This window comes from Paenibacillus sp. E222, from assembly GCF_013401555.1.
Taxonomy (GTDB): domain Bacteria; phylum Bacillota; class Bacilli; order Paenibacillales; family Paenibacillaceae; genus Paenibacillus.
The window spans coordinates 4,967,089-4,985,843 of record NZ_CP058552.1 but is presented as its reverse complement, the minus strand read 5'-3'; the positions used below and the strand labels follow the sequence as shown (position 1 = coordinate 4,985,843).

Here is an 18,755-nt window from a genome sequence, read left to right as displayed (position 1 = left end):
CGCTTTGATTTGTCTACAATAGCGCTGCTGAGCCGATGCTGATCAAGTAAGCATTGCATTTTTGTATTGTTGATACTGAGGGTGCATCCAGTTTCATGACGCTCGCCTCCATGCTTCGAAATGATTTTCGGATTCAGTTTACCTTCAAATTGACTCGTATTCGAGATTGTCTCCATTTATTATTGAGAAAATTCGGCTAGTGGAATATTATCTTTAAAGAAAAAAGCCAACGTATATGGTCATAACCCTGTCAAGTAGACAGTACAAAAAAAGACAAGATTTAAGCTGCGGCCGTTTCCCGGTATTCTACCGGGGAGCGGTCGTTTAGTTTTTTCTGAAATCGGTTTTGGTTGTAAAACAATATGTATTCACTCACTTGCTGTTCAACCTCTGCTTTGTTTGCTGCCTTATTCAAATAAATTTTCTCCGTCTTCAAATGAGAGAAAAAAGGTTCAATACAGGCATTATCTAAGCAATTTCCACGCCTGGAGTGACTGCCTAGCATGCCGAGCTGGTTTAGTTTACGGTTAAATGGCTTCGACGTATATTGAAATCCTTGATCTGAGTGTAGGATTACGCCATTCAGATCCACGTGCTGACGGAGTCTATCCAGCGTGTCATGAACTAAAGCGAGGTCATTTCGTTCAGAAAGATGCCACGCTACAATTTCGTTATTGTATAAATCCTGAATAACAGAGAGATACACAAAGTGTTCTCCAGCACGAATATAGGTAATGTCCGTAACCAGCTTCGTTCGTGGTGTATCCGCCTGAAACTGACACTCCAGCCGATTCGGGTTCACCACAGAGGCTTGTTTTCCAAAGAATCGACACTTTTTTCGAATGACCGAACAGATGCCTAATTGTTTCATTAATCGGTACACCTTTTTGTGGTTGACTCGAAGGCCTTCCCGTCGTAAAGCAACGGTCATTCGAAGATAGCCAAAGTAAGGATGCACGCGATGAATGGCAAGCAAATGGGATTCTAGTTCATGTTCCTTGTGTCTACGCTCTTTTGCTGCTGCTATGCTTTTTCTCCACTTGTAATAACCCGAGCGGGAAACCGCAGCTAACTTCAAGAGCCAAACCAGACCGTGGCGTGCTCGTAGGTCCTCAATAATTTGAAATCTGGCCGCTTTACTCGTCACTCCTTGTGTAGATTTGGATACTGCTTTTTTAAATATTCAATCTCCGCCCGCAAGTACGCCATCTCTTCTTCCATACTGGAAAACTTGGTTCTAGGGCGTCCCCGTTTGGACGTAACAGGCTCCAGACTCATTCCCTGTTTTGCTTTTGCTGCCCACACTTGTACCTGAGATTTATTTTGAATATCTAAACGTGTCGCTACTTCGCGTATACTCATATGTTCTTCGTTGACCAGCCGAACTGCCTCCAATTTCAAATCCAAAGAGTACCGCCGGAATGTTTGACCTTTTTTAGCCATGAAAAAATCCCCTTCGTTTACATGATTAAGTTCATCTTAACAGATGTCTTTTTTCTCATGTCTACCAAAAGGGGATAATACCAATAAGCGATGGCTTTTAAATCTTTTTTTTAATTTTGAGGAATGAAGGCATACCATAGTTTGCCTTTCGCTGGTAAACAACAGTAACTTCGCGATCAGGTCCACCATCAATTGAAGGAGCCATGAATTTGACATTCGAGAGGTCATCAACTCGCCTATTATTAATAGACTCATTATTCATTTTACTCATTTTATTCCCCCAAAGAGATAATTTAATGTCGTAAGCAGTTTCTAATCTTCTTCATCTAAAGTAGCAAACTCTTCAATTCGAATCTCTTCCTTAATACTGATAAAGAGAGTGATCATGTTTCTTACCCGAAGAATAGCACAATATTTATTCATGTGCAAATGACGATCTGCCATAACAAGTTATGTTTGACAACCGTAATTTCTGTTCACTGATAAACAAACTGGGGTTAAACTTTACAGTTGTTTATGCAACTCTTAAGCAGCCGAAACTACGTCAAACTTGAGTTATGTGTGGTTTCTTATATGTGGCAAATAGCTATATAAGAGCGAGCCATGGAATTGTACATGTCCATAGCTCGCTCTTTACCATCTAAAGCAAAATTATCTTCCTCTTATTTCTGACTGGCATCATATGCTTCCTGAATAATTTGTGCGTAACGCTCCAACCCCATTTGGTTCATTGTATCTACATAAGTGCCCCATTCGCTTTCCAGGTCAGCATCCCCTGTGATGAATCTGGCTAGCATTTCTTTTTTATAATCAATAATGGTCTTCTCCAGATTCACCAGTTCGGCAGCCTGCTCTTCGTCATAGAACAGTGGAGGAATGACTAGACTGCTGTCAGCTTTGTAAGGTTCGTATTGCTTAGCAGCCTCAAAGAGGATAACCTCCAGTGGAAATTCGTCGTTTCGTTTTTCTCCGAGTCGTAGATCTGCTGGATAGTAACGGGGTGCACGGGTCTGCCAGCCAACATTGCTGTCTGCCGTTTTTTCCTTTAATTTCTCCCAGACTGCTGGCTTGCCATTGATTCCCGTTCCCTCTTCAGCCCAGTCCCAATACTCGCCCATCGTTCCTGTGTCTGAGCGAAGACTGACCTCACCTCCATCTAATAGGCCATCTGCCCATCGGAACGCAACTTCAGGATATTTGGAGTTGTTTGTAATCACGATGCGTCCCGAAGTGATTCCTTCATACGGATTCGTCCATGCGATGCGCGTCCCGTCAGGGCCAGCTAGGGGTGGAAGAGCAACGTACTCTTTATATCGCTCCTGCCCGTATGCTGTGCAACCATATAAACCGCCAGGACAGCTTCCAACTCTAGGAGCATCTCCTCCCTCACCCATCTGTCTGTACTGCGCATTATCCTGCGTAAACGTTTCTGGAGCAATCAATCCCTCCGAATATAGGCGCTTCATGTAAGCCAATCCTTCTTTCCATGGGTCTTGTATGAAAGCAGCGACAACCTTGCCTTGATCCAGCATCATACCTGTCTGGGTACTTCCCATTGGGTTATAAATAAAAGAGTTCATCAGGAAACCTTCAATTTCGGTATTCCATCCTCCAACAGCGCCCGCAAGTGGAATTTCGTCGGCTTTCCCGTTTCCATTGGGGTCTTGTGTCTTAAAAGCTTTCAACACGTTATAATATTCTTCAGTTGTCGTTGGCATTTTAAGGCCCAGATTATCCAGCCATGTTTTGTTGATCCACATCCGTTTGGCATAATCACAATGAAAACATTCCCCGATGTCTGGAACGCTGTATATATTCCCGTCAGGAGCAGTAATGACTTGCTGCACTAACGGTTTTTCATCAAAGATCTTCTTCATGTTGACGCCATATTTTTCAATCATATCGTTTAGAGGCAAAAATGTACCGGATTTTCCATATAACATCTCGGTAGCTGGCTTGATCTCCATGCCGATAATCATATCCGGATAGTTGCCACTGGCAAGGGCTAGATTAAGCGTCTCTTCGAAGCCATTCTCGGGAGCAACCTCAAATTGAATGTGTACATTGGTTTTTTCTTCGTACCATTTCGTAAATGTATTTGTATCAAAATCAACCCCCGATGCTCCGCGGATAAGTACCTTGAGCGTCACTTTTTCTTTGACGATAGGAAAACTTCCTGGTTCGGTCATATTTTCCTCAACAGTTACAATTCCCTCGTTCTGCGAGGACTCAGTATTGTTCCCGGCAGGTGAGCAAGCGCTTGTAAGGAAGACGAAAACCAACATTAACATCCAGAACAACCGTACATTTCTTCTCATCCTCTGACCCCTCTCTTCCGATTCCTGATGGAATGTATATCAGGGCAAAAGCGCAAAACGTTATGCTTCAGCCTTTTAATGAACCGATCATCATACCTTTGACAAAATACCTCTGCACAAAAGGATACACAACCATAAGTGGCAACGTAGATACCACGATAAGCGAATATTTCAGCAATTCTCGAATCCCTTCTCGCTTGACGAGCTCCTCTGTGCTACTCATGGTGGAAAAATCAATCTGATTCTGGATCAGGATGTCTCGCAGCACTAATTGCAACGGAAACAGTTGTGGATCGCGCAAATAGATCATCGCACTGAAATACTGATTCCAGTGGCCAACCGCATAAAACAACGAGATGACCGCTACAATCGGACCGGATAAGGGCAGAACAATTTTCCATAAAAACTTGTAGTCATTGCATCCGTCCATCTGTCCTGCTTCCAGAAGTTCTCTGGATATGGTTGTCTGAAAATACGTTCTCGTAATGAGCATGTTCCAGACTGACAGGGCCGCAGGCAAAATCAGCGCCAACCGGGTATCAAGCAACCCCAAGTCCCGGACAACGAGATACGTGGGGATCAGTCCCCCGGAAAACATCATTGTGAACACAAACAGAAAAGTAAATATGCCTCTGCCTTTTAAGTCATGACGGGATAACGGATACGCCGCCAATATCGTAAACATCACATTGATAAAAGTACCTGCAACCGCATAAACCAATGAATTCATAAATCCTGTCCAGATCATACCGTTGGCAAAAACAGCCTTGTATCCGTCCAATGTTGGTTTGACAGGCCATAGCCAGACCTTTCCGGATACAACCGATTCGCTTGCACTAAATGATGCGCTGACGATATACACCAGAGGATAGAGCACAGCCAGAAGCAGGATGATCAACACACTGTGATTGATTATGTCAAAGATGAGATCTCCTTTACTTTTGCGAATGGATATGTTTGACATCGTTCTCCCTCCCCTATGCTTACCACAGACTGTTGCCTGTACGTCGTGCCATCCTATTCGCAATGACCAGCAGAATAAGCGCAACCACATTTTTAAATAAACCGATGGCCGCGGCTGCCGAATACTGCGGAACAGCTCCTTTAAGGCCGATATTGTACACGTACGTATCAATAATTTCTGATGTACGCATATTTAGTGGATTTTGCATCAAAAGCACCTTCTCAAATCCCAAATCCATGAAATTACCCATTTGCAAAATAAAGAGCACGGTAATGACTGGGATGATGCCTGGCAGATCCACATGCCACATTCGTCTTACTTTTGAGGCTCCGTCCATCAATGCGGCCTCATGAAGCGTGGGATCGATGGCTGACAAGGCAGCCAGATAAATAATGCAGGAAAAACCAATATTTTGCCATAAGCCGGACAATACGTAGATCGTTTTGAAATATTCTGGTTTGGCCATAAAGTGAACAGAATCAACCCCAAAAAAACCTAAAATAACGTTTAACGCTCCAGTTCCAGGCTGCAAAAATTGCATTGTAATTCCGACGAGTACCACAACTGATATAAAGTGCGGAGCATAGGTTATCATCTGTACACTCTTTTTGAAAAACGTGTTTCGGACATAGTTAAGTCCCAGCGCCAGCAGAATCGGCAACGGGAATCCCACCGCCAATTCATACAGCGCCAAGGAGAGCGTATTTTTCAGTATTCTTACAAATTGATACGAGTTCAAAAAACGTTCGAAATGCAGCAGGCCAACCCAATCACTTCCCCATATTCCTTTGGTTGGAACATAATTTTTGAATGCAATTAGCGTTCCATACATAGGGACATACTTGAAAATAATCAGGTACGCTAAAGGAAAAATCAATAAGCTGTACAATTGCCAACTTTTGATCCAGGGTCTCCCACGATGCCCGGATTCAGTCATCTCTTTTGGTGGTCTGGTTGTAACCTGTACTTGCGGCTTCTGCATTCATTTTCTCCCCCCTTATGCCATATTTGGTTATGCAGCGAATACACAACAAACATAATGAAAACGCTTAATTTCGTAAAGTTTCATTTTTCAGATTCATGTGCAATCTTTAAGATTTACATAATCTAGTTCTTCTAACAACGAATTATATATAAAAAAACTTGGCACACTGCATGTGCGCCAAGTTTTTGAATCATAATGTGAAATCTTCCGCAGCTTCGTTGCTAGTCTATATTTGCACTCTATCTGTGCTGTAGATTTGCCTCCATTACGCTTGTCGGTACTCTGAAGGTGTTCTTCCTTCACTCCGCTTAAAGGCTCGAATGAAGGAATTCGAAGAATTATAACCGATGGAAACGGCTATTTCTTGGACGTTGCTATCCGTTCCATTCAAAAGCTCCTTGGCGCGGGCTATGCGCAGTTGCTCCAGATATGTGGAAAAATTGCTTCCTACCTGTTCCTTGAAAAATTGTGAAAAATATGCCGATGATATGTTGAATTCCCTGGCTACCTTGGAGGCACTAAGATCGGAACCGAAGGCGTTCTTCTGAATAAAGGCAGTCAATCGATCGCGCAATTCTATGTTATGGCTCCGTTTATTTAGGTGAATGAGCGAACCGAGCGACAGGAAACGGTCATGAATTTGTCCATAATAGTCAACAGCATCTCTGACACAACGAATCTGAACATATTCTTCCGGACTGGTTTGCATATTTTTCAATTCGATCAACACTTTAGCCAACGTGCCAAGAAGTTCATTGAGGAACAATTGCAGCATGGACAAGCTCAGTTTGCGGTTTACCATATTTTCTTGATACAGACCGTGCAGCAAGTCCTGCATTCGTTCTATGTCCCCCGTCAATGTGCATTGGACAAGCATCGCTTCGAGTTCGGGAGGATAGTATGCAAATGACTGGTTTTCAGGCTGGCCGTCGTACCAAACAAAACGATGGCGTGGGTCCCAAACATACTGGCGAAATGCTGTCATAGCCTCCTGATACGCATGTGGAAGCTCCCATAGATTTGTTACCATACTGCTCGCGGTGACAACCACATCCAGCTCTTCTTCCAGGTAGAGAGAATGATTTCCTAAAATATGAAGTAGAATTTGTTCCACTAAACGAAGATCTTGAATTTCTTCGTCCCCACAACAGTAAATGATGGACAGATGATATGTATCCCAATCGTGCACGTGGATGCTCTTTGCGGCATCGCTGAAGCGCAGTGCCTCTTTGACAATTATTTTTTTGCCCTCGACTTCCCTCAATATATCCGCATCAACGCCATCTCCATATCCTGTGAAATGAATGGTGATTACAAGATAACCGGTACTGTCGAATTCGAGCCCCGCATGTTTCATAAGTGATTGAAGATGGTCCTCAGAACTGAAGTACCCTTTAAGCAGCTGTTCATAAAAAGTGGTTTGAAGGATAGGAAGCTGCTCCTTGTGCAACTTCTCCATAATATGCTGACGTTCTGACAAGCCGCCTACCTTTTGCTCAATCCAACTATATGCATTCCCGAAAAACAGTTTGGGTTCGCTCTGTTCGGTAAAGTGGCGGGTCAGCCTGTGTAGGGAAAGGCTGTGGCGATGTGCCAGTCCGATGGAGATAACAAGTCCTAGGAATACAAAGATCAGTAACACGTAGAGAATGGACTGTGTAATTTCAAGAGAACGCTCGGCGACAATCGCTTGGGGATGAGCAGTTACAAAGGTCCAGCCGAGTTGATGAGACGTGGTGGATGCTGTGATCATATCCTTAAGATTTACATCTTTGACCACGGACGGAACAAGGCCTTCCACACCGGTACCGGACACGTAACTGATGATCTGCCCCTTCTGATCTGCAATATAAGACAGGCTGCCTTCCGATAACTGCATGCTGCCCAGTAGCTCATGAATTTTCCGATTATCCATAAGAACTAGCAGAGCCCCATGGACTTCCCTCCCGTTGCCCATTGGGCGAATGAAGGGTATGCCAGAGACAGTTTTCCCAGCCAAGGTCAATTGCATAGCAGGCTGGAAGTTTCCGTTCAGTTGAAAGAATCGGTCCTGCCAATGATCCCGCGAACCCTCATCGTATTGGAAGTATAATTCGTACAATTGTGGAAAGGTATAAATTTTATCACTGTTTACAGCCATACTACTACGCTTGAAAAGCACAAAATAATCCAGAATGAAGTCATTACTCAAAGATAATTGCTTCAGCGAACTGCTGACACTTTTAAAACGGTATGGGTTGGCCTGCTCGAAAGGTTCGCGAATAATCAACGCTCGACGAACGGAGGGAAGCGAAACGATATCCCACATTGTCTGCTCCATCTCGGAAATACGAATCTCTAGCGTTCGCCTAGTTTGTTCAAGAGCCATATCGTTGGCATACAAAATATCTTTTTTAACGATCTTTAACGATTTACTATAGGTAAAACCGAGGCAGGAAGCCAGTAAGATAACAACAGCAATATAGGGAATCACTAAACGAAAGAATAGCGGTCTATTATTCAACCATTTTCTTACCACGGCAAAATTCATTCACTCACCTCTCCTCAATTGATAACGGTTTCAATTGTGGTCATCAATTTTACTTACTTAAATGCGTTTTAGCTTTTCGCTGCTGTGTTCCTTCAATTAGTTGAAATTACATAGGTGCCATTCCTATATATCGCCCCCCCTTCCCATACCTCAAATTCCCAATTCATTAAAAGCAATCAGTCTTCATCCCTTTAGAAAAATGTCCGATGCATTCCTAATTCCCAATGATTATAAATAATGTCAGCTACTTTGGCTGCAGAAGTGGTCGGAGCTACTTCATACCACCATTTTAAAATGCTCATCGTTGTGGAGGCGTACAAACGCGCAAAAAGTTCCTTTCTTTCTGAGAATTCGTCCTTATCTTCTTGGGTAAATATGTTCCGAATTTTATTCTCCAGTAAGGACTGCATATCCTCAAAAACATAAAGTTCCAGATTTTTATTCCACAAAAGAAGATACCATTCTTTCTGACTCCATAAATGCTCAAGATGCTGGACTATAACACTACGAGTCTGGGAGGAACTTTGATCGTCAAACGTAATAAACGTCAGGTCAATAGCACGATCAAGGTCTTGAAGAGTCGCTTTAACTAGTTCATCACGAAGATGGTACTTGTCGGTGTAGTATGTATAAAATGTCGAGCGATTGACTTTCGCAGCAGTTGAAATGTCTTTAATTATGATTGATTTAAATGTTTTTTGACTGACACATAACGAAAATCCACTTTTTATGTGTTCGAGTGTTTTAAGTACTCTTAGATCTCGTTCCGTTTTCATTTCGTAACACCTTTCTCTAATCCAACAAATGAAGTGCCATCTGTAGGTTATCCTACAAATTGGACAAACTCTGCTTATATTAATTTAATTTTTATGCTTTTATAATTGACATGTGACAGAATTATGAATTTAATTGTTGGGAAAATCAAGTTAATAATGGACAAAGATTAATCTGTGTACAATAAAGAATTTCATTTGCTTAAAAATTATAAGCACACAACACAGCGTTATTCAACCTAAGAAAAGGATTTTCCCAGACATAAAGAATTCAACACAAAAATTAACATGTTGCAGGAGGATAACAATGTATAACTTAATGGAAAAAAAGGCAGGGTTCCGTAACGGGAGCAGGCTCAGGTATTGGCCGAGCTAGTGCAATTGCATTTGCTCAAGCAGGTGCAAAGGTAATGGTAGCTGATATCAACAAAGAGGCAGGTCTTGAAACTGTACAACTAATTAATGACTTTGGAGGCGTTGCAAGCTTTGTTAGAACAAATGTAGCTGTTGAAGGAGATATTATCAGACTTGTACAGACAACAGTATCGGAATTTGGACAACTGGATTTTGCTCACAATAATGCTGGAATCACACTGCCCCCGGCCCCCATGGCGGATTCTTCTACGGAAGACTTTGACCGTGTGGTCAAAATAAATTTGTATGGAACTTATTATGCCATCAAACATGAAATTCAAGCTATGTTGAAAACGGGCGGCGGAGCAATTGTTAACACATCTTCTGGTTTTGGTCTGATCGGCGGTCAGAATCAAGCAATCTATTCTGCTACTAAATTTGCAATAAACGGAATTACAAAAAGTGTAGCTATGGAATATGCTGAAAAAGGTATTCGTGTCAACGCTATTTGTCCGGGAATGACGGCGACTCCAATTCTTAGCTGGTTAGACAATGCACCAGCACAAGCAGCATCGTTTAAATCAACAATTCCAACCGGTAAGTTGCAAACTGCCGAGGATCAAGCCAACGCAGCTGTTTTCTTGTGTTCAAATCTTGCAGGTCAGATTACAGGCGTTGCCTTGCCTGTTGATGGCGGTTACACGGCTGCAGATAAGCACCAGAAATGTAGGCCTCCTCTATATGTGTATTTTGCGCCTGAGATGTGCATTGGTTGCCCTGACCCCATTGGGAAAGGTTATCCGATGCACTTCTTTTTGTATCCATGGCGATATAGTTACTGGAGATTCTGCCTGTAAATAAGTTTTTCACTTCTATAAAATTTTACGTTTCTAGCGTTTCTCATTCTTTCGGAACATGGATGGTGATACACCTTTCCAATTGCGAAAAGCCTTGCTGAAATGATATTCATCATGATATCCGCACTGTCTTGCGATTCTTTTAAATGTGTAGTTCGTATAAGTCAGATAACGTTCAGACTGACGTAGCCTCACCTCAGTTAAGTATTCCTTGGGAGATTGTCCAATATGACTCATAAACATTTTACGAAGATAAGATTCGGATATGGCATATTTGCTTGCTATTTCTCGGATGAATAATTGTTCCTCAAACCGTGTCTCTAGTTCTTCTTTTATCTTAAAAATAATGGAAGTTGTGTTTCCCGGTTCAGAAAAATGATCCGGGCGGTGCAATATAGCAAGTAGTTTCAATAGCAAAGCACAACTTTCCATCTCACGATAGTGATTTCCTAATAACCACGATTCCGTGATTTCATTAAAAGCATGATCTAGTCGTAAGGCTCGCTCTGAATGATATCTGCTGTAAAATGGAATGTCCATCCTGTGAATAGATTGAGGTAACTGCCACTCTGGTGTTTGATATGAAACCGCACAACAGTCAAACAAAATCATACTAATGGTCAATGGTGACTCTTTAGAATTTTCCATCTGCATCTGTGCGCCAGGTTCCATATAAAATAACATTCCCTGAATCACCTCATAAGTTTGATCTTCAGTATGGAATGTTCCCTTACCTTCATGAATCCAATAAAAGGTATGTACAGACGTATTGTTGCGAATATCCGACCAATCCATCGGTGTCTGCTTCCGTGAGCTCCATACGATTCGAACTACCAAATCTAAGGGATTATACATTTCGTTCAACCTCCTACACAGACTATCCTACAATGTTTGTTGAGATAAATAAAATCAAATTTGGAGCGATTTATACATCCTTAAGATCGAATTGACCATGGATAACCTCTTCCCAATTCGTTAACTTAAATGTATTACCGCACATTGTATTCGACATGGGAGGATTTTGAAAAATGATTAGACTTTTTGATACGCATCATACTCGGATCAGCACTGAACTTGAAGGTCTGTGGGAGTTTTCTCCCGTAGATACCATAGGCGAACGACCAAAAGAATTTCCTTTTAAGCTACCTGTTCCAGGATGCTGGGAGAGTCACCCTCATTTTGGCACCTATAGAGGGAAAGCTGTATATAGAAGAGTAATTTCGGTATCCAGTCAGACCCATATCCGGTTGGAATTCAAAGGGGTGAGTCATACGGCCCATGTCTATTTTGATGGGGAATTTGTTAAAACCCACTACAACGCTTATACTTCATTCGAAGTTATAATCCCCAATGCTATTGCTGGAGAACATGAAATTTTAGTGTATGTTGACAACTCCTTTAGTGAGGCATCTGCGCTACATTTCCCTAATGACTATTACACTTATGGTGGCCTTGTTCGCCCTGTTGTTTTGGAAGAAATAAGCGATTTGTACATTGAAAATATTATGTTTACTCCCCTACTCCAAGCAAATCAATGGAATGGACGATGGAAAGTGATGATTCGCAATATCAGTCAATCTCCCCAACAAGTTCAGGTTATTGGAGAACTTGCGGGAATAAAATCTATTCTAGGAAGCTGTGAGGTTGGGCCTGGGGGACAAGCAGAACTTATCCAAACAGTATCGTATCCGAATGTGTTGGAGTGGTCTCTTGACAATCCAAGTCTCTACCAGTTGCAAACCAAACTAATAACAAATGAACAACTAGTAGATGACCTAGTGGACAGGGTTGGATTTAGAGAAATTAATATTTCAAACGGACAGTTACTTTTAAATGGGCATGAACTCAAGCTAAAAGGTGTTAATCGGCACGAAGATCATCCCATGGTGGGATGTTCATTTCCTTTATCGCTCATGGTAAGAGATTTGGATCTAATTGAAGAAATGGGATGCAATGCAGTCCGGACGAGTCATTATCCGTATGACGAAAGGTTCCTTGATTTATGTGACGAGCGTGGGATTGTGATTTGGGAAGAGAACCACGCTAGAGGATTGAGTCTTGAACAAATGCGTAATCCCAATTTCGCGTGGCAGAGTGAGCAAGTAACTCGAGAAATGGTCGAACAACACTTTAATCATCCCTCCATCATCATTTGGGCTATATTAAATGAATGTGCCAGCAATACGGAGGAAGGCAAAGTCCATTATGCCAAACAACTGACCATCATTCGCGAATTAGATCCTAGTCGCCCGCGTTCTTTTGCATCTCATCACAGAGATCAGGAACTGTGTTTTGATCTTGCAGAAATTGTATCATTTAATCTTTATCCCGGTTGGTATACGGACGAAAAGCCTGAGGAATTAGCTTTGGAAGCCATTCAGTGGGCCAATAAACTGGGTGGCGCAGACAAACCCATTATCATGAGTGAATTTGGTGCAGATGGATTTTATGGCTTTCGAAGTAATAACCGGGAAAAAGGCTCAGAAGAACGGCAAGCTGACATCCTGCGCAATTGCTTAAATGCATATCAAGCATCAACAGATATTTGTGGCATGTTTATATGGCAATTTAGTGATTGCAGAGTGACTGAAGGCGAAGGTTGGTTGCTGACTCGCTCCTGCACACGGAATAGTAAAGGACTTGTGGATGAATATCGCAGGCCCAAGCTTGCGTATGACGTTGTGAGCTCCATTTATAAAAGCGAAGACAAAAAGTAAGATAACCATTATGTTTACAATGCCATAAACTTTGCTCGGATAGACAGGTGCTCTGGATCATCAGGAGAAAACAATTCCGATATGATATTTATAGCACATGCGTGATCCATCCTTCCATCATGCACCTTAAATATATAACATAGGGCTATTTTGCAGAATTGACACATTCAGTCCTGCAAAATAGCTTTCTTGTGTGATTGCTTTATTACGCCTAACATGACTTCAGTTTTTAGCGATTGTAATTTACGTGTTAGAATGTGGAATCAATACGCGCAGTTGTCCGCCATCGAGCGATAACCTAATCTGGCTCTTTATTTCCGGAATGATCTCCTTATTTCTTGTATCCATCAACGTGTGTTTATACCTCAGCTCAGTTGTTACAAATTCGTCACTCGTGTTGACAACTAATATGGCCTCTACACGATCCAATTTCCTGATCTGGTAAGCTAACGCATGCTTTTCCGAGCACTGAATCGGTTCAGTTATCAGGCCTTCGCAACCTGTTGGATGAGCAAATAAAACAGTCAGTAGTGGTTCATTGCGTCCAGCTTTTATTCTCAGATAGTTCAGCTGTGAATTTCCTTCCACCAATGGTGCAATGGGATAACTTCTTCCCCACTCTTGGATGATATCAGCACACTGAGGAAGCAGACTGATTGTTTCTAAATCAATACCGTAATGCCCGCTGGATAAGGCACGCTGACCTTTAATGGACGTTGACTTAGCTGCTAAAGGCAGATTCATTCTCGTCCCTTCTTCCGCATTCCGGATCACATCCCATAAAATCAAGGCATCCAGTCCATTTTTCATATATGCAATATGACGAGTATGGCTGCCTGGACCTGTCGGACTCTGAATACGTATCGTTATCTCATCTAACAGATCAGAAGTACGTAGATGCTGGACTTCGCTCACTCGAGGCATATCGACGTATTGCCCTTTATGGCAGAACTGGATTACGCTATGAGAGGAGGAGCCTTTATACCATGCAAATGTGCTGTCAAAATAACTTTCTACCCCTGGATCGACCACAAGCGGAATTCTATTTACATACCAGATAAAGGAAGCTTGGTCATGGTGTCCATGCCCTACGGGTGTCCGGCTTGAGATCACCGACAGATATCCTTCATCCGGACGATTAAAGTTCTGGCGGAAAAGATATAAGCCAATATCTTCGAAACTTCGCGATACCAAATGTAGTGTTTTTGAATCTGAGGCCAAAGTATCGATGCTAGATGGCATGAAGAAGTTTTCCAGCATATTCGATTCCACGCCGAATCCGCATAATGGCTTTCCAGCTCTTATCCAAGTCTCATATACCTGTGCACCAAGTTCTGGATCAGAGGAGATGATCTCATCCACATACAGCCCAAGAACCGCGAAACCGCCTCCGTTATCAAGCGTGTGATCTCCAAAGTTGGGTGTGCTGATTTTGTTGTCAAAAAACATATAGGGCGGCGTTTGTACCGACAACGCATATTTGAAGGTACTGCTGAACCGAGTACCTTGAAACCAGTTCTCTCCGGTCATGTGGCGAAGTGTCTTGGCGAATGTACCATAACGCTGGATGACAGCGAACAGATAACGGATTGACTCTGGCCAGGAGCCATCCTCGTTAATGTGATAGTCCAGCTGGCCCTTTAGGATTAACCTAGCATTATCCAGCCATTGTCTTGCATGTGGCATCTCCGGAAATGCCAGTGCGAGCATCGCCGCTCCTGCCGCCATGTCTGTATGCCAGTTACTGGTTCCCTGCTGGGCGCGATAAGCTCCAAGTTCTGTTCGATCACGCAGATCCATCAGATCACGGATCAGATAATCCAGTTGAGCCATCATCCGTTCGTATTCCTCTTGTGAGAATACATTCGCATCCCGGATCAGTGAATACGAGGTGGCAATCAGCGTAGTGACACGTCCGATCTGTACTGCGCCATATGCATCCAGCCCGTCAGGACGTACATTGTGAACAAGCCAGGACTCCACTCCCTGACAGTAATCATTAAGCAACCATAACATCTGGAGTTTCACTTTCTCAGCATAACTCCGCTCGCCAGTCATGGCATACATCAGCGCATCCGCCTGAAAAGATACCGTAAGCTTAAGCTCTGGATTGCCCGGTAGTGATTTCTTGTTATGAATGCCGTGGAAAGAACCCACTTCTCTGCCGACTGCATCCTTGAATGTGAGCACAGCCTGAACACCCTTTTTAAACTTTCCTTCGACCTTTGCAAAATACGTGAGCGTATGGTTCACTCCCCCTTGCAACGGGATATCCTTGTCATAAATCCAGGCCCCCTCGTCTTCTGACGTCGGGTTTTCCAGATAAATGGAATGACTGCCGTCCTGCACATATTCCTCGCGGTCTTCCCAGTGCAATACTGGTTTTCCCTTGATTGCCACGGGCGTCCAGTGTTTCGGAAGCTGCTTCCCTTCATTGAATCCACTATTTTCAATTTCCAAATTGGCATCATGTGCAGGCAGAATGCTTACACGATCAATCCAGACATGACCCAGTTTGTAATGCTCCTCGTTGTCTTCTGAAGGAAGAACGAAGGCAAGGGATGCCGATGCTGCATTTTCTGGCGGGGTGAAGGTAAGCAGTCGCGAGCGAGTCCACAAGCCAAATTGTTTATTCAGCAAAGTCCAGTCCGGTTCGTCCTGCATCACGGAAGCGTACGATTGCAGATCAGCCAGACTTCTCCGTTCAGACCATTCTCTGACCTTCTGAAATTCACGTTTGAGTTCGTCATTGCGTTCCGTTTTTTCACGAAGTTCGGTCAATCCCTGAGTGGTGAAAAATAAATTCCACTTTCCGTGCAAATCGCTTCGTAAAACCCGGCTGTGCCTAAGATGACGCATAGCGTTGAGAAGACGAACCAGTTCACTGCCAGACACAGACACCTCTTCTGTCTTTAGCTGTGATCGGGCTAAGCATTCCGCATTGGACAATTCCTGCTGTACTTGCTGATAAGCTTCGGGGTCAACCTGTCCCAGTTCGCTACCGGGCTTTTCATTCGCCAGGACTTGCTTCGCTCGCTGGCATATTTCTCTTACTTTTTGCTGCCAAACATCCTCCTGAACCTCATCCCAGAACAGTTCAATCAGAGGTCTTTTTTGTTGTTCCGATTGGTTACAGGTGTAAAATCCGCAAGGTAGCTCTCCCTCTCCCAGGGTCAGTGCCAGCTGCAGCTTTCCTCCCTTCTCCATGGAACGAATGACATACTCGGATAAATCGGCATAACTGAAACCTTCAGCGAAGCCTAGTTGGAACGAACGTAGATACTGATCCGCACAGGGCTGCATCTTCGGTTGTTGTTCAATTTGGCGGTATGTCAACTGCTCCAGTGTCTGGAAGTGATGATTTGAATGTTCTAAGGCATACAGATCTACGCTTTTCCCATCGGTATGATGATTAATAAGTCGCAGACGGGCATGACGAAGCCTGCGTTGATCTAGAGAAGGCAAATCGAATGACAAATAGGCGATGCTGCCTGGCTCCAATTCTACGGCTGGGAGGTCACCCCGTGACAGATCTGCTGTTCTCTCGTTTACACATCCAATGGAAGAAGCATATACCTTCTCCGTCTCATAACAGTCTGCCATAATATGCTGATAGGTGTACCATTCTATAGCAGGTCTGAGCCCATACGTGCCCATGTTGTAGCTGGGTGCCATCGTACAATGTTCGGTCACTGCCTGTATATCCTCATCCGGTCGTGGCTCAATAAAAGCGCGATTACGGACAAATGGTGCCGTATACGTCCCATTCAATGCCGCCTCTGCTCGTGTAATTTGATCCATCAGGGCTACCTTTGCCCCTTCTGTGTATTGCTCTGCGTCTATTAAAAGTATCGCCCGGGCTTTGAATACAAGACGGATAAGCTCTCGTCGATACGTTGAAAATTCAAGCAGGTTATTCTCTTCATTGATGACTCGGTTCGAACAATGTACCCTGCTCAGGAATTGGTCCATTCCATCGAGTAGATGCCGGATCGTCGATTTGTCTCGCTGTGTTTGTTCTTCTGCCTCCACCAGTGTGACAATGGTTTTCCAATCGCTTTCAGCATATTGTCCCGGTTCAGTTCCCACCACCGCGCGTTCTACCCAATCTTTGGCCAATGTCAGCACAGAGCCGGTTTCCTGCGTTTTCACCATGATTACTAATTCCTTCCCTTAAACATATTTGCCGTTACACCTCTTCGGACAATAAGGCAATAGCCCAAGGCCCGATGTTAAAATCGAGTGTTAGTCTACCATTGCTATCAGCCGTAAATTTCCTTTCGTTCAATTGATTTGCATAGGCAATCAGCTGTTCGGTCTGCTCTCTGCTCGGGGAATTTGGACTACCCATCTCATTCCACAACTGCACCGCAACGCCATGGTCGCGATCGACGGTTCTCAATACATATTGCCCCCCCGGAGTAACTTGCTCCACGACCAGATTGAACGTTTTGCTGCTGCCGAAGGACTGTGCTGTTTGCGCTACGGTCTGATCAGGATATACGGACATGGGTACCGTCCCTTTATAGTCTTCTGGATAATTGTAAAACAACCCGCGAAGTTCTCCTTTATCTGTGCGAGTAATCACCGTACCTTCATTTCGTGCAAGTTCATGCTCTCCAAGTTGATTCAGAAACGAATAGGCATGGAAAGTTGGTTTCGGTATACCTTGCAAGTTCAGCATTCCGAATCCGCCATGAAAAGCCGCCGGCCCTGCGCCAACTTCTTCAAAGACATCTGTGAATACCCAGTAAGACAAGGAGTCGATCAGGTCAGACACTTCGAGATTCGTCTTGACCACATACGCGGCTGCGGGCAAATAGTCATGACTACAATCTCGCGAAGAAGGACTGCTGCTCCATTCGGTGAGATGGATTTCGACATCTGGATAAGCGCTGCTTGCAATCACACGTTTCAGCCATTCAATATCGTCTTTAGTAGAACTGGCATGTCTGGATCTTCCTTGAAACTCACCGTGCCCATCCAGGGCAAAGTCTGTCGGGTATGGATGAGTTGATATAAAATCAATGGGCAGTTTCTTTCGCTCACAAAAAGCGAGGAATTCCTCAATCCATACCCCTTTCCATTCCAGCGAGTCTAAGTCTTCCGTTACCAGTGTTAAATGGGTGGAGATGTCTTCTAACTCACCATCAAACCTTGCATCCGGAACAAAATTGCTCGTAGCCGGTCCACCGACGCGAAGACGGTCATCGATAGCCTTGATTGCTGCGACAGACACTTGATACAACCTGAAATATTGCTCCTTCGTTCCATCCCAGAATGCACTCAGGTTCGGCTCGTTCCAGACCTCGAAGTACCAGTTCTTAACTTCCTCCAGACCATATCGCTGGGTCCAGTGTTCAACCAGTTTTGAGATTAATTTCGCCCATTTGGCATAATCATTCGGAGGTGAAACATTACCTTTCCACCAAAATTGGGTACGTTCCGTGGACGCCAGATCGTTTGGCATAAAGCCAAATTCAACAAAAGGACGTATCCCCAAGTCCAGCATCGCATCAAATAGTGCATCAACATACTGGAAATTGAACACTTCCTGTCCATCAACGATCTTGTATACATGCATATCATCGTGAAGCAAACCATGGAATCGCAAGTATCGGAATCCCCCATATTTCACTGCTTTGAACAAGTGGTTCTGCCAGTCTGCACGCAGTCCTTCATTGGCTCTGCCTGCCCCGACACAAGCTGACCATATATGATTTAATGGTTTGGATTCTCCTTGAAAATTAATATTCATTTATACCCCTCCGTTATCGATTCGTTCTCGTATTGTAATCATGCGTATCGGCCAGT

General features: G+C 43.6%; 12 protein-coding genes. 2 read left to right on the top strand and 10 right to left on the bottom strand.

Annotated elements, in window-relative coordinates:
- Positions 1–280: 280 nt before the first annotated feature.
- From HW560_RS22260 to HW560_RS22230, 7 genes are all read right to left on the bottom strand, one after another.
- A protein-coding gene (locus HW560_RS22260) for an IS3 family transposase (protein WP_373564954.1) occupies positions 281–1,443 on the bottom strand; the annotation gives its coding sequence in 2 pieces (ribosomal slippage) (positions 281–1,179 and positions 1,179–1,443; 1,164 coding nt in all).
- Positions 1,444–1,540: 97 nt separating this feature from the next.
- The gene (locus HW560_RS22255; RefSeq protein ID WP_179264773.1) at positions 1,541–1,714 is read right to left on the bottom strand and encodes a hypothetical protein; all 174 of its coding nucleotides are present in this window, start codon (positions 1,712–1,714) and stop codon (positions 1,541–1,543) included.
- A gap of 391 nt (positions 1,715–2,105) precedes the next feature.
- On the bottom strand, positions 2,106–3,761 hold the full coding sequence (locus tag HW560_RS22250; protein ID WP_179264772.1) for an ABC transporter substrate-binding protein: 1,656 nt from the start codon (positions 3,759–3,761) through the stop codon (positions 2,106–2,108).
- A gap of 67 nt (positions 3,762–3,828) precedes the next feature.
- Positions 3,829–4,725, bottom strand: coding sequence for a carbohydrate ABC transporter permease (locus tag HW560_RS22245; protein WP_179264771.1), 897 nt, complete (start codon positions 4,723–4,725; stop codon positions 3,829–3,831).
- Between the two features lie 19 nt (positions 4,726–4,744).
- Positions 4,745–5,707 (bottom strand): ABC transporter permease, encoded by a 963-nt coding sequence (locus HW560_RS22240; RefSeq protein ID WP_090898437.1) that lies wholly within the window; start codon positions 5,705–5,707, stop codon positions 4,745–4,747.
- 268 nt (positions 5,708–5,975) lie between these two features.
- Positions 5,976–8,240 (bottom strand): AraC family transcriptional regulator, encoded by a 2,265-nt coding sequence (locus HW560_RS22235; RefSeq protein ID WP_179264770.1) that lies wholly within the window; start codon positions 8,238–8,240, stop codon positions 5,976–5,978.
- 191 nt (positions 8,241–8,431) lie between these two features.
- Positions 8,432–9,016: a TetR/AcrR family transcriptional regulator gene (locus HW560_RS22230; RefSeq protein WP_179264769.1), complete on the bottom strand. Its 585-nt coding sequence runs from the start codon at positions 9,014–9,016 to the stop codon at positions 8,432–8,434.
- Positions 9,017–9,375: 359 nt separating this feature from the next.
- On the opposite strand from HW560_RS22230, the gene HW560_RS22225 reads away from it, so the two are divergent.
- Complete coding sequence (locus tag HW560_RS22225) at positions 9,376–10,224, top strand: SDR family NAD(P)-dependent oxidoreductase (protein ID WP_179265888.1); 849 nt, start codon at positions 9,376–9,378, stop codon at positions 10,222–10,224.
- 33 nt (positions 10,225–10,257) lie between these two features.
- Here HW560_RS22225 and HW560_RS22220 read toward each other — a convergent pair whose 3' ends face one another.
- The gene (locus HW560_RS22220) at positions 10,258–11,079 is read right to left on the bottom strand and encodes an AraC family transcriptional regulator (protein WP_179264768.1); all 822 of its coding nucleotides are present in this window, start codon (positions 11,077–11,079) and stop codon (positions 10,258–10,260) included.
- A 173-nt stretch (positions 11,080–11,252) separates the two neighbouring features.
- Here HW560_RS22220 and HW560_RS22215 point away from each other — a divergent pair, with 173 nt between their 5' ends.
- Positions 11,253–12,941, top strand: coding sequence for a glycoside hydrolase family 2 protein (locus tag HW560_RS22215; RefSeq protein WP_179264767.1), 1,689 nt, complete (start codon positions 11,253–11,255; stop codon positions 12,939–12,941).
- Between the two features lie 243 nt (positions 12,942–13,184).
- Here the strand turns inward: HW560_RS22215 and HW560_RS22210 are convergent, their stop codons facing one another.
- Positions 13,185–17,096: a heparinase II/III domain-containing protein gene (locus HW560_RS22210; protein WP_179264766.1), complete on the bottom strand. Its 3,912-nt coding sequence runs from the start codon at positions 17,094–17,096 to the stop codon at positions 13,185–13,187.
- Positions 17,097–17,130: 34 nt separating this feature from the next.
- The gene (locus HW560_RS22205) at positions 17,131–18,699 is read right to left on the bottom strand and encodes a GH39 family glycosyl hydrolase (protein ID WP_090898458.1); all 1,569 of its coding nucleotides are present in this window, start codon (positions 18,697–18,699) and stop codon (positions 17,131–17,133) included.
- Positions 18,700–18,755: the final 56 nt, after the last annotated feature.

What these genes read in the sequence shown, in the direction of transcription:
- HW560_RS22255 (WP_179264773.1), bottom strand. Translation starts at nt 1,714, where the DNA reads ATGAGTAAAATGAATAATGAGTCTATTAATAATAGGCGAGTTGATGAC.
- HW560_RS22250 (WP_179264772.1), bottom strand. Translation starts at nt 3,761, where the DNA reads ATGAGAAGAAATGTACGGTTGTTCTGGATGTTAATGTTGGTTTTCGTC.
- HW560_RS22245 (WP_179264771.1), bottom strand. Translation starts at nt 4,725, where the DNA reads ATGTCAAACATATCCATTCGCAAAAGTAAAGGAGATCTCATCTTTGAC.
- HW560_RS22240 (WP_090898437.1), bottom strand. Translation starts at nt 5,707, where the DNA reads ATGCAGAAGCCGCAAGTACAGGTTACAACCAGACCACCAAAAGAGATG.
- HW560_RS22235 (WP_179264770.1), bottom strand. Translation starts at nt 8,240, where the DNA reads ATGAATTTTGCCGTGGTAAGAAAATGGTTGAATAATAGACCGCTATTC.
- HW560_RS22230 (WP_179264769.1), bottom strand. Translation starts at nt 9,016, where the DNA reads ATGAAAACGGAACGAGATCTAAGAGTACTTAAAACACTCGAACACATA.
- HW560_RS22220 (WP_179264768.1), bottom strand. Translation starts at nt 11,079, where the DNA reads ATGTATAATCCCTTAGATTTGGTAGTTCGAATCGTATGGAGCTCACGG.
- HW560_RS22215 (WP_179264767.1), top strand. Translation starts at nt 11,253, where the DNA reads ATGATTAGACTTTTTGATACGCATCATACTCGGATCAGCACTGAACTT.
- HW560_RS22210 (WP_179264766.1), bottom strand. Translation starts at nt 17,096, where the DNA reads ATGGTGAAAACGCAGGAAACCGGCTCTGTGCTGACATTGGCCAAAGAT.
- HW560_RS22205 (WP_090898458.1), bottom strand. Translation starts at nt 18,699, where the DNA reads ATGAATATTAATTTTCAAGGAGAATCCAAACCATTAAATCATATATGG.